Here is a 13799-nt window from a genome sequence, read left to right on the forward strand (position 1 = left end):
GTACACTATGTTAACTTTGTATATTATATTCATCTTAAAAAGAGAAAAAACTACTGGGACTAGCCAGTAGTTGAAGAAGACATCTTATAAAGCCTATCTAATACAAGGTAATAACGTGAACCCCACCCTCTCTTTTTAACATAAAGAAAAGGAGAAAATGGCTATACGTGTCGATAACTTTGTTATATCATTTTGTCAAATTCAATTTTTTACACCCACATGTTCAATTATTCGCTTCATTGCCTGAATCTGTCCCATATGAGTTGCTTCATGCATCAGTGTAACACCCGCAAGCTCTCCAAAGGTTTTACATCCCAGAAATGGCTTTTCTAAGGTATTGTTTAACTGTTCAGCAGGAATTTGCTGAATACGAGCCCATTGGTCTTTTAGCTGTATCATATTGCGTCATACCCATGCTACTTTATTATTAGAAGCTAGTGTAAGTCTAAAAGAAGTTCAAGAACGTCTAGGACACTCTAGTATTAAAATGACTGGAGATATTTATGCGCACGTAACAAATAAAATGAAAAATAATGCTTCTAAGAAATTCAGTGAATACATGCAAGGAAATAGCTAAGCGGCAATTGGTTGCTTCCCAGCTGTTTATCAACTTTCTAACAAATGTGGTCAAAATGTGGTTAATATTTTAAAAATCATCTAAAAAACGTTGTTATTTCAAGATTCTTATTAGTATGTACTCCATACTAATAATATGAAGGTACACTGTATAAAAAGTGGAGGAATATGATGTCTTTAATAAAAGAAGCACGTAGATATGCAGAACACGCTCATAGCGGCCAAATGCGTAAGTTGTCCGATAAACCTTATATTGTTCACCCTGTTAACGTAGGTAATATTTTAGAAAAAGCGGGTTTTAGTGAAGAAGTAATTGCAGCAGCTTATCTGCATGATGCTGTAGAAGATACAAGTGTAACACTTGAAGAAATTGTACAGAAGTTTGGTTTAGAGGTAGCGGGGATTGTTGAAGCTCATACGGAAGACAAATCAAAAAGCTGGGAAGAACGTAAACAGCATACAATTCAAATCGTTAAAACTGGTTCTCTTGAAGTGAAATCCTTAATTGTAGCGGATAAATTAGACAATTTACGGTCTTTAAAAGAAAGCTACGATCAGCAAGGAGATACGATTTGGAATAGCTTTAAAAGAGGATTCGAAAAGCAGAAATGGTACTACCAATCCATCAGTACATACGCTAAAAAAGGGTTAGAATCAAGCCAAATTCCAAGCTTTTTTTATACGTACGAACAAGAAGTAAATGATTTTTTTAGAAGTTAATATTTCTCTAAAGAAATTAGAAAACACTGAAAATAACTATTGCGAACGCACGGCATACGTATTAAAATATAGTAGAGTCGATACACAATAAGGGCTCTACATAACCGGGACTGTAGTTCAGTGGGAGAATACTTGTCTGGCAGACAAGGGGTCGTGGGTTCGAATCCCATCAGTTCCATAAAACTAGTCGTATCGAGAGTTTAAGACATTTTTAATACTCTATAGTGCGAAATGGTCGCGCTACTATTTACCCTAACCTCTTCATGATGTTCATGAGGAGGTTTTTTATTTTCTTTTAAAATTTGCTGTACTAGACTTTATCGATGACCAGACATTCAAGAAGATTTTACAGAGTGCAATTACTCGTTACATAGATATACTCAATCAATTCCTTAAATTTTGCAGCGTTTCATAGGGTTTTTATTAGCTTGGGTTTTAGATTGTAAAGTAGATGACCTATATGAATACGAAGAAGAAATAAATTGAGGTGAATTAAATGGACTTCATGTGTAAATTGGAATTTATTTTAGCGGAGAAAGAAATTAAATATGAAGATTTCGCTAAAATAGTAGGTGTCAGTCCTGCTGGATTGAGTTCTCTTATTAATAACAAAAGCTTACCCTCGTTTGAAAGTGCTTATCAAATTAGCGAAGCATTGGAAATGGATATTAAAGAAATTCGGATTAAGCCTGAGCAGTAGATAATTTATATGCAAAACAAATAAGCCCCCACTCAAATGAGCAGGGGTCTTACCTTTTCTGTCATCAAACAGAAAAGGATTTGCTAAGGGGATCGTTTGCTATCAGGGGAGATAACAAAGGGTCTCGACAACATTACATTGTCAAACAGTAAAGTCATGATAGCTCTACACAACTACCATTAACTAAGATTTTACTCCACCAAAATACATATGTCCAAAATGTTGCTTCAGATGTTCTTCTTCATACCACAATTCGTACATTCACGTAAAAATGGAGATTTGTATATCATATACATCTTCATTTATTACAATATATGAATTAAAATAAACATTCCAATAAACAATAAAGAAAGCTCATTGCTAACGTTACATCTAAAATAGGATATATAATAAAGTAAAGAGTCTATTGGAGGGTGAATAGTGATGATACAACAAGATAAAAGACCAAACTTTAAGATTTCAGGCATTCTTCGGTTTATCTTAAATACAGCATTGATTTTACTAGCTGTTACTTTATCCGTTTTGCTTGCTAAAGAAATCTTTCATTTTATTCATTTTTCTATTTTCAACCGAGGGGTTGAGACTCACTACAAAGTTCTTGAAAGTATCTTAGTTTTCTTTTTGTACTTTGAATTTATTGCAATGATCGTAAAATATTTTCAGGAGAATTATCACTTCCCTCTACGCTACTTTCTTTATATTGGCATTACAGCATTGATCCGTCTGGTTATTGTGGAGCACGATAACCCGGTTACTACACTTTTGCATACTTGCGCTATTCTTGTATTAACTATCAGTTACGCTATTATAAAGTTTTCGTCGAAACAAAAGGAGAAACTATAAGCGCCCCTCTTAACTCAAGCTATTAGGAATTTAAATTCCCCGTCAGTTTCAAAGGAAACGTTTGCTAAGTTAATGTATTTTAGGGAAGATGACAAAGCCTTTATTAATATAACGAACGAATATGACGCAAACGGAAAAAATATACGTACAAAGAAACCTGATACTCCTAAGTGAGTACAGGTTTTTCTAATTAGATATTCTTCTTCACCCCACAATTCGCATATTCGCGTAGAAAATTCCCTCCACCTCCCCGGCGACAGTTGCGATTTTCTCAGGTAGATCGTTGTATTCATAAACTTTTGTTAAACAGATATTTGTGTATTTGTCTTCTTGATTTTCCATTGGTGATACTTCATATACTTATCTATAATACCATTACAGATAAGTAAAAAAGCCTCCACTCCGAAGAGCAGGGACTTTAATTAATAACCTTTAGAGTTCAATACAGCTTATGGTTTACTTATTTCTTAGTAAACCTCACATATTTCGGTGCAGCTGTGATGTATGTGCCACTAATTAACTGGTACATATAAGCGGTATTTACTTTGGTTTTATTAACGACTGTGAATACATCGCCTTTTTTAGTTTTCCCTACTTTTGCATGCCAGTCAGGCTTGTTGTAGTACCACAAATCATCCACTAGTACCTTTACTGTGCCAATAGCTTCTGATTTTGCTGGTGTCTGAACAGTTGTTGGCGTTTTTGAAGGAGCTGATTTACTTGGTAACCCCAGAAACTTTGCAACTCCAATTGCATGTGCCTGCCCCACTGCTTTTAAAAATTGTTCATTTTTTAAATATTGAGAGTCAGATGAATCGATATATAAATTTTCTGTTAATACGGCAGGGGCATTTGTATTACGTAACACCGAATAATTAGCCTCTCTTGCCATATCTCCACCATGCGCTTTGATACTCCCAAAACTACGCATCGCACTTAAGATTGCATTATTTAAGTAGTTTTGAAGAGAAATAGATGCTTTACTAGCTTTAGTTGTATGAACATAACTTTCATATCCACTTCCTCCACCAGCATTAATATGCACACTAACAAAAACATCTGCATTCCAAGCATTTGCCATTCTGGCACGCTCAGTTAACGATGGGTATGTGTCACCCGTACGGCTTGTCTTTTGTATAAATCCTGTGTAGTTAGAAGAGAGGAAATCCATGGCATATTCAACAATTTTGTGTGTGAGTTGTTTTTCTTGCAGTCCATTCCCTACTGCTCCTGCATCTTGTCCTCCATGCCCTTTATCCCAAAAAATACGTTTTATCATTGTTTTTCTGCCTCCTTATATTAACTAAACTATGAAATCCTATTAAATATGCAACTGATAATTGCCCATTTAATAGGATTTTGGATTTTACATAAAAAGGAACTTCTAAAAACTAGTTACAATTCATTGCAAAAGTTTTATACTGTAAATTATTCCCATAGGTAAAATTAACCAATACAGAGGAGTTGCAGTGAAGAAAAAAATGTTAATTGGCACATTAACTTTCGGCATATTATTAGCTGGATGCGGAAAGAAGGAAGTTGATAGAAAAGTAGATAAAGCTAATGACAAGTTTGTGTCTAGTATTCAAAAAACACAAGAACAATCAGAAGCACAGACGCAAGCTCAGGCTGAAGAAGCAGCTAAACAAAATGCTAACCAGGACAGTCAATACCATTTACTACAGATTCTTCAAACTTAAACTTTGAGTATATTACTGTAATAACACATTATGAAATATTTGCTTATAAGTATCAAGAAATTTAAAGAGAGGAACGAGTAATCTATGTCACCAGAAGTAGCAGCCGCAATATGGTCTGGTGGGTTTACTGTTTTAGGAATTATAGTAACTCTTATAACAACGAGTATCATTAACAGTAAAGCACAGAAAAATCAATATGAATTCCAAGAGAGAACATTTAACGAAGAACGTAAACATCAGAAAGAACTAGCAATTATTCAACATGCTATGGATAAAAGAACAGAGATTGTTTTAGAGTTTAGGAGGACATCTACATTTACATTGGTTAAATCCATCTATTACACACTCCATCCATTTGCCTTAGCAGCAAGTAATAATTTATATAAGTAGCGATCAATGGATACTCGCTAATGATTTTACATCTGATAACTGTTCGTTCATTTGATCAACGGTGGAACGAATACTTGTGTTGTAGGAAGCTTTTACGTTTACAGGGTTTGTTGTAAACTTTTCTTTTTCTAAAACTAAGTATGTTACATAGTAGTTTGCATTTGAATTAAATTTATCGGCTGAAATTCGAACCCACAACGCACCATTAGTATTTCCGCCGTCACTATTATTTCGGAACTCCCAGTTCTTTGTATCGTCTACATTATTTTGTATAATACTAAGAATTTTTGAGACTTTATTCGTTAAAGTACTATCTTCCAAATACTTGCTATTGATACGATACTTGCCTAAACCGTCAGCTTTGGGAATAATTTTCTCTCTTACTACAACACCACTATCTAAAGAGGCTTGTGTTTGTCCATTTACATTCAATGCACCCTCAACCTTATCAGTAATATCAATGACTTGAGGCGAAGAAAGTTGATAAAAAAGGCGATAACATGTATAATCAGCCGTCTTATTTGTTTTTACATAATCAAGTGTTTTGAGTTGGCGTATCTTTTCCATCGATGACAGAAACCCATGCCGTAGGCTTATTAGACCCATCAACTGTTTTTACTTTCCAACCATTAAAATAAGCTTTAATCTCATCAGATGTTGGTGTGTATGAGTCAGCCCAACCTGTTAAAGTGTCTGGTACTGTTAATATTATATCTGCTTTTCCTGCAGTCCCTGTGATATTTCCAAACCAAGCGGCTGCATTATTTAAGTCTAAATCACCACTGGTAGTTAATTTCTTTAACAAGGCCCTAAATGATTTGTTACTTGATAAATAGAAGTATTAGTTGATGTGGTAATAGGGCCAAAAGCATCTGCTACTTTTATAACTTTGTATCCCACAAAATCAACATGCCATGCCCAAGGGTTAGTTCCATCCAGTAAAACTTCTTCCCACTTCTTTAATACCTTCCAGTTCCCATCATTTTGATATAACACATCATTTAAATTATTTAACCCTCGAAGAATTGTTTCAGCATATAAGTATGATGGGTTACGTGGTTTAAATGGTTTTGCTACTGACTCTAGAGCTAACATTGGTTGAGCAAAGGAAAACATTCCACTTGCACTATTTCTGTTAGTGGCTCTAACCGAAAGATATACCGTGCTAGCGGTAGTTGTAATTTCCGGCTACTGTTTTAAGGTGAAGATTGTCTCATTGTGCTACGATTTTATCTTGCTTCAACTGATTTTCAGATAAATCCATAACGGTTACATCGGCTCCCGCGGCTGCTAAAATAGGTCCTTGCTGGCCGCCTCCAGATGCTAAACACAGAATTTTTAATCCTTTTATTGACTTTGGAAGCCAGTTTTTCGGCACGTGTTTGTGAGTGGTAACGGTAATTTCCCATTTGCCGTTTTTACTTTCCTTAATGGTTTTTTCGTCTACCGGTCGTGTATAAATGGATTGTTCCATCACTTTATAATCCCATGCTTTTTTATTATGTTTTAAAACATCCATACTAGTACTCCTTCTTCTATAATCATTTATTTCTTTCTTCTTTCAAAGTCATAAAATGAAAAACTCTTATCTTTTTTTCACAATAATCAATAATTTCATAACAGGTTGTGAGAATATCACGACTAGACAGTTCTATTTCATCAAATACAAACTTTGAAAGCTGCTTTTGCAGAACCTCTAACTTTTTACTGTCTTCTTCATCGAGCCATAGTCCTTCCGTGATACATACATCTGCTAATTTGTTAATCGACTGAGCCGTCCAGTTTAAGCCGGCTGAAGAAACGGTTTTTGTAAGTAAATCATTTTTTATCGCTAGAATAACTTGACACACGTGAGTATAGGCATCGACTTTCTTTTGGATAAATGTTTTGCGAAGTTCTTGTTTGTATTGCTCTTTCGACATCACTACAGCTACGACAGAGGTAATAAATGTTCCTGCCAGAGCGATAAGTGACCCAATTAAAATTCCTATCAGTTCTCCTGACAAAACGCTCACCTCTTTAGAAACGGTATTTCTATATGCTATGGGAATGAGGTAAGAGATATGAGGATAAACAATATGCAAAAACAGCCCTAACTTAGAAAAGTTAGGGCTGAAACACTTATAAAATGATGGTAACCAAATTAGATAATACGAATTGTAACAATTCCTTCAATCTGACCAATTTTTTCTTCTAGCTCAGGCACAATCTCGTCACTTACTTGATTGTCAATATCGATCATTGTATACGCGTATTCACCGCGGCTTCTGTTCACCATATCTGCAATGTTTAAATTGTAGTTTGAGAACACTTGCGTAATTTGTCCTACCATATTTGGCACATTGTGATGGAAAGCAGCTACGCGTTTTTTCCCAGTGTAAGGAAGAGACGTATTCGGGAAGTTCACTGAGTTTTTAACATTTCCTGTTTCTAAGAAATTCTTTACTTGACGTGCTGCCATTACCGCACAGTTCTCTTCTGATTCTTGAGTTGATGCCCCTAAATGAGGAATTGGCACAACATTTTTCATGTTCAAGACATTTTGATTTGGGAAATCTGTAATGTATCGACCAACTTTTCCACTTTCAAGAGCAGCTTTCATATCTTCTTCATTTACAAGCTCACCGCGTGAGAAGTTTAAAATATGAACATCTGGTTTCATGATGCTGAACGTTTCTTTATTGAAAACACCTTTTGTATCATCCGTTAATGGAACGTGAACAGTAATATAGTCAGATGCTGCAAATAGTTCTTCTAGAGACATTGCACGCTGTACATTGCGAGACAAATTCCAAGCTGTATTAACAGAAATGAATGGATCAAAACCAATTACATCCATATCTAAATCAAGCGCGTCGTTTGCTACAAGAGCACCAATTGCACCTAAACCAATAACGCCTAATGTTTTACCTTTGATTTCTTTTCCAACAAACTGTTTTTTACCTGCTTCAACTAACTTAGGAATTTGATCACCTTGGCCATCTAAGCCTTTTGTCCATTCAACTCCAGCAAATAAGTTACGAGAAGAAGCCATAATCGTAGTTAAAACCATTTCTTTTACTGCGTTTGCATTAGCTCCTGGCGTATTAAATACAACGATACCTTGCTCCGTGCAAGCGTCCACCGGAATATTATTAACCCCTGCTCCAGCTCGTGCAATAGCCTTTAAATTTTGGTCAAATGCCATGCTATGCATGTTAAAGCTACGCACGACAATAGCATCTGGATTTGCGCTGTCGTTGTCAATTTGATAACCTTCTTGATTAAAAACATTTAGACCTTTTTGTGCAATGTTGTTTAACGTTTTGATTGTTTGTACTTTCTCTAATGTTAATGTGCTCATTTTGTACTCTCCTCTGATTATCATCGTAGTTTTACATGTTTTTACCCTTGGATAAAGGAACTTCATTTTTAAATTTTTTTAAAAGTCTGGTTTTTTAACCTACATGTTTGGTAACTTCTATATCCTCTCCCCCTAAACAGAAAGAGGTAAGAGATATGTATTAATCCCTTACCTCTGCCCAGGCGAACGGCTACGTCACTATATGCTTCCTCACGGTTATCCGCGTTTCGCCAGTCACATATAGTCTTTGAAATTAAGTATATTCTAGCAAACTCTTTCGGAACGTTCAACCTTTTTTTAAAAGTTTGCTTTTTTCAGTCTAATTTTAAATCCCTGTAAGAGACCTCCTAATATATTGACAAATACCCCAATACATGTTAAACAAGAAGAGTGATTAGCACTCTCTTAACTCAAGTGCTAATTATCTTATAAGCCCTATATGGAAAGGAGAACTTCTTATGTCAAAAAAAGAATTTAAAGCCGAATCAAAGCGATTATTGGAGATGATGATTAACTCCATCTATTCTCAAAAAGAAGTATTTTTGAGAGAACTTCTATCAAATTCGAGCGATGCAATCGATAAAATTTATTACAAAGCCTTAACAGACGACTCCTTGCGTTTTAACAAAGAAAGCTACTACATAAAAGTAACACCAGATAAAACTAACCGTACCTTAACGATTGCGGATACTGGAATTGGTATGACTCAAGAAGAGCTTGAAAGCAGCTTAGGAACAATTGCCAGAAGCGGTTCTCTTGCTTTTAAAAATGAAAATGAAACAAAGGACGGGCACACGATTATTGGCCAATTCGGCGTTGGATTTTACGCAGCGTTTATGGTAGCAGATGTCGTAACCGTAATTAGTAAAGCATTAGGCAGCGATGAAGCCTATAAATGGGAATCTACTGGGGCTGATGGTTATACGATTGAACTCTGTGAAAAAGAAACGGTTGGAACTCAAATCATTTTAAAAATCAAAGAAAATACAGAAGATGAAACATATGATGAGTATCTAGAAGAATATCGTTTAAAAGCAATCATTAAAAAGTATTCAGACTTTATCCGCTACCCCATTAAAATGGACATAACGGAAAAACGCCCTAAAGAAGACGATGATAACGAGCTAGAAGATTATACAGAAGAACAAGTTATCAACAGCATGGTACCGATCTGGAAGAAAAATAAAAATGAATTGACTCCAGAAGACTATGAGCAGTTTTATTCAGAAAAGCGCTACGGGTTTGATAAACCGCTCACTCACCTTCACATTAATGTAGATGGGACAATTCGCTACAATGCCATTTTATTTATTCCAGAAAATATTCCGTTTGATTACTACTCAAAAGAATTTGAAAAAGGACTTGAGCTTTATTCAAACGGCGTATTAATTATGAATAAATGTGCAGATCTTCTTCCGGACTACTTTAGCTTCGTGAAAGGTATGGTAGATTCTGAAGATTTATCTCTTAATATTTCGCGTGAAATTTTGCAGCAAGATCGCCAGCTTCAGCTAATTGCCAAAAACATCGGCAAGAAAATTAAAAATGAATTAAAAAGCTTGCTTAAAAACGAACGTGAAAAGTACGAGAAGTTTTATGAATCATTTGGTCGCCAGCTGAAGTATGGTGTTTACAGTGACTTCGGAAGCAACAAAGATGTATTAAAAGACCTGCTTTTATTCTATTCTTCTACAGAGAAAAAGCTGGTGACATTAGACGAGTATGTATCGCGCATGCCTGAGGATCAAAAGTATATCTATTATGCATCAGGCGAATCATACGACCGAATTGAAAAGCTTCCTCAAGCAGAATTGGTTGCAGATAGAGGATACGAAATTCTATATTTTACAGAAGATATCGATGAATTTGCGATTAAAATGTTAATGACGTACGAAGAAAAAGAATTTAAATCTGTTTCAAGCAGTGACTTAGGGATTGAAGCAGAAGAAGAACAGCTCAATGAGTCTGAGGAAAAAGAGAATAAAGAGCTATTTGACTATATGAAAAAAGCTTTGGCAGGAAAAGTAGGAGATGTGCGCGCGTCTAAACGTTTAAAAACACATCCCGTTTGCTTATCAGCTGATGGTGAAGTAACGATTGAAATGGAGAAAATTTTAAGTGCTATGCCTGACAATCAGCATGTGAAAGCAGAAAAAGTGTTAGAAATTAACGTACATCATGATGTATTCGCTTCTTTAAAAGATGCACTTGAAAATGATAAAGCGAAATTAGACCTTTATACAAATCTATTATATAACCAAGCTCTTTTAATTGAAGGCTTATCCATTAACGATCCCGTTGAATTCACAAATGACATTTGTAAAATTATGATATAATAATCAGGCGCAGAAACATTCTGCGCCTGATTATATATACATATATTGCATAATAAAATTAGTTATATAGTAAGAAGCGATAAAAATGGGTGCCGGCAGTTCTTCTAGTACTCTTATTGAGTGCTTGCCTTCTTTGAAATGAAAAAGGTCTGATTTAAACTCTGCGACTTTTTCTCTTTTTTGATTAAAAATACACACTTCCTCTACAGTTTCATGGCTGTTTAACATGTAGACGTTATTTCCCCATCTGATTTCTTGTTCTCCTTCTTTTTTAATTATTCCTTTAACTAATAGATGACCCACTGTTTTTCCATTTTCTTTTATCACCCACTGGTGTTTTTTTACATGAAGAAGAAGCACCATTCTTCCTTCCCATTGAACTTGTAAATGTACCTTTAAGCCTTGAGGGGAAATGGGAAACCAAGAAAAATAATCCAAGGATGGAAGTCCATCACGAGTTAAAAAATCAATACTTTTAGTCCACATGTTTTTATGCATTCTCTTAAGTTGTCCAACGTTTTCTCCATTTTCATCTGTAACTGGCACATTCTTCCCTGCTGATTTAAAATAGGGAAGATAAAAAATATATTCTTGCATATAAGCCTCCAAAGATTCTGCACCTCATATTAACAGCGTGTACATGGTTTTGTGTCTATCTTTCATATATTTCGTTTGTTTCTTTTGATTTCTTCCTTTGTTTAAATTGACTTTGATTTTCTTTTAAATGCTTCAGTAAAGCAACAATCAAGAAACTAACAATCACAAGAAGAAGCCAAGAGCTAATTTTACTTATATGAACCATTGTCCACTGCTTCTGTTGATCTGGATACTGCCATGCTCCGAAAAATGTTGCGATATTTTCAGCGATCCAAATAAAAAAGCCAATCAGTACAAAAGACAGTGCTAAAGGCATGCGATATGTACGTTTGTTAACCGTGAAATACACAAAAGTTCGATAAAAAATAAGTAAAGTGAAAAGTTTTAAAAACCAGCGGAAGTCGTAAATGAAATGATGCGTGAAAAAGTTAAGGTAAATAGCCAGACTTAGTATACTGACAATCCACGTAGAAGGCCAGTTCGTAAGCTTTAATTCAAGCCTTCTCCACACTTGACACATGTAGCTGGCTACACTAGCATACATAAAGCCGCTGTACAGCGGAACTCCCCACACTTTAGTGAAAGCTTTTTCCGGGTAGCTCCATGAGCCCATATGAACTTTGTAGAGTTCTAATGCTAGTCCAATCACATGAAATACTGCGATGACTTTTACTTCATCAAGCGTTTCTCGTTTAAACATCACCATTAAAACTTGAGTTCCTAGACAGACTAATAAAATAAGGTCATATCTAAAAACAAACGGGACTTCAATTATTTTTGTCATTGCCAATGTAAGAAAAATGATAATAGGAAAAAAACAAGATTTTGCTTGTTCTAAACCAAAATAGATTAATTGCTTCATTGTAACATCCTATCTTTATAATATTCCTTTAGTATTTTTCACGGAAATGATCACCTGAAAATTATTGCAGATTTTTCAAATTTATTCAATAAGCATTCTCCGCTGTTTTTTGTAACTAAACTATCATACCCAGCGGAGATTAGTTTTCTCCGTTAACTTTTCAAAAAATCGGTGACTCTCTGTACATAGTGCTCTTTATCGTAAGATAAGTACAGATAACTGGTTAATTGTACAGGCTCCCCAAAGAAAAAACGTTCATACAGTGTTTCTCTTGTACCGAACGGACTCATAGTTAAATCCCACGCTAGTCGAAAAAGCTTAATTCGATCCTCTGCACCTCTCGATTTAGCTTGCAAATAGCGCGTAATATCTTCTTTAACAAATGAGCGGCACGTATTTTCTGTTGGTATTGCTATTAGTCCGCTTGCACCTAAAAGCTGGATAATCTCTGTAAAGGTAGGATATGTTTTTGAAAATAAATTTGCGGCAATACGAAGTGTAGTTTCATTCGGACGCATGTATCCCCATGGATCAATCTCCGCTTCTTCTTCTGCTTTCATCACGAGAGCTTTCATCGTTTCTAACGCAATAATAATCTCCGTTGCTTTTTCTCGCACATGCGGATAGTCCGTAATGTTAATGGTCTCAATCAGAGATTGTACAATCCCTAATACAAACTCTGTTTTGACAATTCGCCTTGAAGTTACTTGATGCAGAGCAAAGGCAGAGAAGGAACTAGAAGAAAGAAATGTATTTGATACATCTACATTTTCATAGAAAAACACGCGGTTCCACGGTATTAATACATGTTCAAAGACAACAATTGTATCCATTTCTTCAAATCTAGAACTTAATGGATAATCAAACGTCGAATCTTTTCCTGCAAATGATTCTCTACCAATAAATTTAATTCCTTTTGTATTACTTGGAATTGAAAAAGCAAATCCTTTTTCTTTTCCTTGAATGCCCGCTGAAGACAGTACGAGTAGCTCATCCGTCATTCCGCCCTGTGTAGCAAGCAGTTTCGCGCCTTGGATAACGATTCCCTCATTGTTTTTATCCAATATTTTTGCTGCTATCGGTTCTTCGTTTTGCTCGTAATAAAATTGAATTCGATTGACTTGAGGATCAATGAATGTATGGGTGAGCGATAAATCGTGCTCTCTCACATATTCATAATAAGAAATTATATTTTCAGGAAAGCAATTTTCTGTTCCTCTCAGGAGTTCTGCAGAGGATGCAAAAGCCATCAATACGGTATTCATATAATCTGGACTTCTCCCCATCATACCGTGGGTTAATTGTGCCCATTGCTGAGTCATCTCTCGTCTCTTTTTTAACTCTTCTTTTGTTTTAGGCTGTAAATAAGATGTACCGACAAATTCCTTAGAAGCCGGAGATCGATATGTCATGATATCTTTGATTTTTTTATCATGCTGAAGATCATAAAGCTTAGCTTGACTGTTAATGGCTCCTTCAAAAGCCGGATGTTCTGATATATTGCCTGTTACGAGCTTGCCATCAACCCATACATTTGCTTTTAATTGATTGATTCTCTCTACGTATTGCTTCCCGTTGATTGCTGACATACTCCCACTCCTAGACTTTCGATAAATATTTTTATCTATTGCATTTTCATCATATTACGATGTCTTTTCCATGTTTCCTTCATACAACACCGCTTTTAGCATAAAAAAAGAAAAGGTTACAGTAACCTTTTCTTTTTTTATAT

The 13799-nt window shown here is 35.4% G+C and carries 16 protein-coding genes, 1 tRNA gene, 2 pseudogenes and 1 riboswitch; of the genes and pseudogenes, 8 read left to right on the forward strand and 11 right to left on the reverse strand.

What is annotated here, in order from left to right; all coding sequences use genetic code 11:
* Positions 1-201: 201 nt before the first annotated feature.
* Positions 202-399, reverse strand: a pseudogene (locus tag M3225_RS12100) (DinB family protein); the annotation flags it as partial.
* A gap of 1 nt (position 400) precedes the next feature.
* On the opposite strand from M3225_RS12100, the gene M3225_RS12105 reads away from it, so the two are divergent.
* The 5 genes from M3225_RS12105 to psiE all read left to right on the forward strand — a co-directional run bounded on the left by M3225_RS12105 (position 401) and on the right by psiE (position 2839).
* Positions 401-577 (forward strand): tyrosine-type recombinase/integrase, encoded by a 177-nt coding sequence (locus M3225_RS12105; protein ID WP_251393889.1) that lies wholly within the window; start codon positions 401-403, stop codon positions 575-577.
* Positions 578-747: 170 nt separating this feature from the next.
* Positions 748-1296, forward strand: a complete 549-nt coding sequence (locus tag M3225_RS12110) for an HD domain-containing protein (RefSeq protein WP_251393891.1) — start codon at positions 748-750, stop codon at positions 1294-1296.
* A gap of 106 nt (positions 1297-1402) precedes the next feature.
* Positions 1403-1474 (forward strand) — tRNA-Ala (locus M3225_RS12115).
* Between the two features lie 327 nt (positions 1475-1801).
* Positions 1802-1996 (forward strand): helix-turn-helix transcriptional regulator, encoded by a 195-nt coding sequence (locus M3225_RS12120; RefSeq protein ID WP_251393893.1) that lies wholly within the window; start codon positions 1802-1804, stop codon positions 1994-1996.
* A 423-nt stretch (positions 1997-2419) separates the two neighbouring features.
* Entirely contained in the window at positions 2420-2839 is a 420-nt protein-coding gene (gene psiE, locus M3225_RS12125) for a phosphate-starvation-inducible protein PsiE (protein WP_251394398.1), read from the forward strand.
* Between the two features lie 460 nt (positions 2840-3299).
* On the opposite strand, the gene M3225_RS12130 is transcribed toward psiE, so the two are convergent.
* Positions 3300-4118: an N-acetylmuramoyl-L-alanine amidase gene (locus M3225_RS12130; RefSeq protein ID WP_251393914.1), complete on the reverse strand. Its 819-nt coding sequence runs from the start codon at positions 4116-4118 to the stop codon at positions 3300-3302.
* 190 nt (positions 4119-4308) lie between these two features.
* Between M3225_RS12130 and M3225_RS12135 the strand changes: the two genes are divergently transcribed.
* A complete protein-coding gene (locus tag M3225_RS12135) occupies positions 4309-4539 on the forward strand; it encodes a hypothetical protein (protein WP_251393922.1) in 231 nt (76 codons plus the stop codon).
* Positions 4540-4623: 84 nt separating this feature from the next.
* A complete protein-coding gene (locus M3225_RS12140) occupies positions 4624-4929 on the forward strand; it encodes a hypothetical protein (RefSeq protein ID WP_251393930.1) in 306 nt (101 codons plus the stop codon).
* A gap of 3 nt (positions 4930-4932) precedes the next feature.
* Here the strand turns inward: M3225_RS12140 and M3225_RS12145 are convergent, their stop codons facing one another.
* From M3225_RS12145 to M3225_RS12170, 6 genes and pseudogenes are all read right to left on the reverse strand, one after another.
* The gene (locus M3225_RS12145; RefSeq protein WP_251393932.1) at positions 4933-5496 is read right to left on the reverse strand and encodes a hypothetical protein; all 564 of its coding nucleotides are present in this window, start codon (positions 5494-5496) and stop codon (positions 4933-4935) included.
* The gene (locus M3225_RS12150) at positions 5465-5734 is read right to left on the reverse strand and encodes a hypothetical protein (protein ID WP_251393934.1); all 270 of its coding nucleotides are present in this window, start codon (positions 5732-5734) and stop codon (positions 5465-5467) included. Before M3225_RS12150 ends, M3225_RS12145 begins: the two co-directional genes overlap by 32 nt.
* A complete protein-coding gene (locus M3225_RS12155) occupies positions 5728-6045 on the reverse strand; it encodes a hypothetical protein (RefSeq protein ID WP_251393936.1) in 318 nt (105 codons plus the stop codon). Before M3225_RS12155 ends, M3225_RS12150 begins: the two co-directional genes overlap by 7 nt.
* Positions 6046-6145: 100 nt before the next feature.
* Positions 6146-6448: pseudogene (locus M3225_RS12160) on the reverse strand (SAM-dependent methyltransferase); the annotation flags it as partial.
* Positions 6449-6470: 22 nt separating this feature from the next.
* Positions 6471-6935 (reverse strand): hypothetical protein, encoded by a 465-nt coding sequence (locus M3225_RS12165; protein ID WP_251393938.1) that lies wholly within the window; start codon positions 6933-6935, stop codon positions 6471-6473.
* Positions 6936-7072: 137 nt separating this feature from the next.
* Positions 7073-8272 (reverse strand): phosphoglycerate dehydrogenase, encoded by a 1200-nt coding sequence (locus tag M3225_RS12170; RefSeq protein ID WP_251393940.1) that lies wholly within the window; start codon positions 8270-8272, stop codon positions 7073-7075.
* A gap of 169 nt (positions 8273-8441) precedes the next feature.
* Positions 8442-8520, reverse strand: a riboswitch (ZMP/ZTP riboswitch).
* Positions 8521-8730: 210 nt separating this feature from the next.
* Here M3225_RS12170 and htpG point away from each other — a divergent pair.
* The gene (htpG, locus tag M3225_RS12175) at positions 8731-10608 is read left to right on the forward strand and encodes a molecular chaperone HtpG (RefSeq protein ID WP_251393948.1); all 1878 of its coding nucleotides are present in this window, start codon (positions 8731-8733) and stop codon (positions 10606-10608) included.
* A 30-nt stretch (positions 10609-10638) separates the two neighbouring features.
* Here the strand turns inward: htpG and M3225_RS12180 are convergent, their stop codons facing one another.
* The 3 genes from M3225_RS12180 to hpaB all read right to left on the reverse strand — a co-directional run bounded on the left by M3225_RS12180 (position 10639) and on the right by hpaB (position 13656).
* Positions 10639-11205 (reverse strand): tubby C-terminal domain-like protein, encoded by a 567-nt coding sequence (locus M3225_RS12180; RefSeq protein WP_251393950.1) that lies wholly within the window; start codon positions 11203-11205, stop codon positions 10639-10641.
* A 55-nt stretch (positions 11206-11260) separates the two neighbouring features.
* Positions 11261-12067, reverse strand: coding sequence for a DUF817 domain-containing protein (locus tag M3225_RS12185; protein WP_251393952.1), 807 nt, complete (start codon positions 12065-12067; stop codon positions 11261-11263).
* Positions 12068-12219: 152 nt separating this feature from the next.
* On the reverse strand, positions 12220-13656 hold the full coding sequence (hpaB, locus tag M3225_RS12190) for a 4-hydroxyphenylacetate 3-monooxygenase, oxygenase component (protein WP_251393954.1): 1437 nt from the start codon (positions 13654-13656) through the stop codon (positions 12220-12222).
* Positions 13657-13799: the final 143 nt, after the last annotated feature.

Origin of the sequence: Priestia aryabhattai (genome assembly GCF_023715685.1) — a bacterium.
Classification (GTDB): Bacteria; Bacillota; Bacilli; order Bacillales; family Bacillaceae_H; genus Priestia; species Priestia aryabhattai_B.

Coding starts and splice junctions, on each gene's coding strand:
- M3225_RS12110 (WP_251393891.1), top strand. CDS start 748: ATGTCTTTAATAAAAGAAGCACGTAGATATGCAGAACACGCTCATAGC.
- M3225_RS12120 (WP_251393893.1), top strand. CDS start 1,802: ATGTGTAAATTGGAATTTATTTTAGCGGAGAAAGAAATTAAATATGAA.
- psiE (WP_251394398.1), top strand. CDS start 2,420: ATGATACAACAAGATAAAAGACCAAACTTTAAGATTTCAGGCATTCTT.
- M3225_RS12130 (WP_251393914.1), bottom strand. CDS start 4,118: ATGATAAAACGTATTTTTTGGGATAAAGGGCATGGAGGACAAGATGCA.
- M3225_RS12140 (WP_251393930.1), top strand. CDS start 4,624: ATGTCACCAGAAGTAGCAGCCGCAATATGGTCTGGTGGGTTTACTGTT.
- M3225_RS12145 (WP_251393932.1), bottom strand. CDS start 5,496: ATGGAAAAGATACGCCAACTCAAAACACTTGATTATGTAAAAACAAAT.
- M3225_RS12155 (WP_251393936.1), bottom strand. CDS start 6,045: ATGTTTTCCTTTGCTCAACCAATGTTAGCTCTAGAGTCAGTAGCAAAA.
- M3225_RS12170 (WP_251393940.1), bottom strand. CDS start 8,272: ATGAGCACATTAACATTAGAGAAAGTACAAACAATCAAAACGTTAAAC.
- htpG (WP_251393948.1), top strand. CDS start 8,731: ATGTCAAAAAAAGAATTTAAAGCCGAATCAAAGCGATTATTGGAGATG.
- M3225_RS12180 (WP_251393950.1), bottom strand. CDS start 11,205: ATGCAAGAATATATTTTTTATCTTCCCTATTTTAAATCAGCAGGGAAG.
- M3225_RS12185 (WP_251393952.1), bottom strand. CDS start 12,067: ATGAAGCAATTAATCTATTTTGGTTTAGAACAAGCAAAATCTTGTTTT.
- hpaB (WP_251393954.1), bottom strand. CDS start 13,656: ATGTCAGCAATCAACGGGAAGCAATACGTAGAGAGAATCAATCAATTA.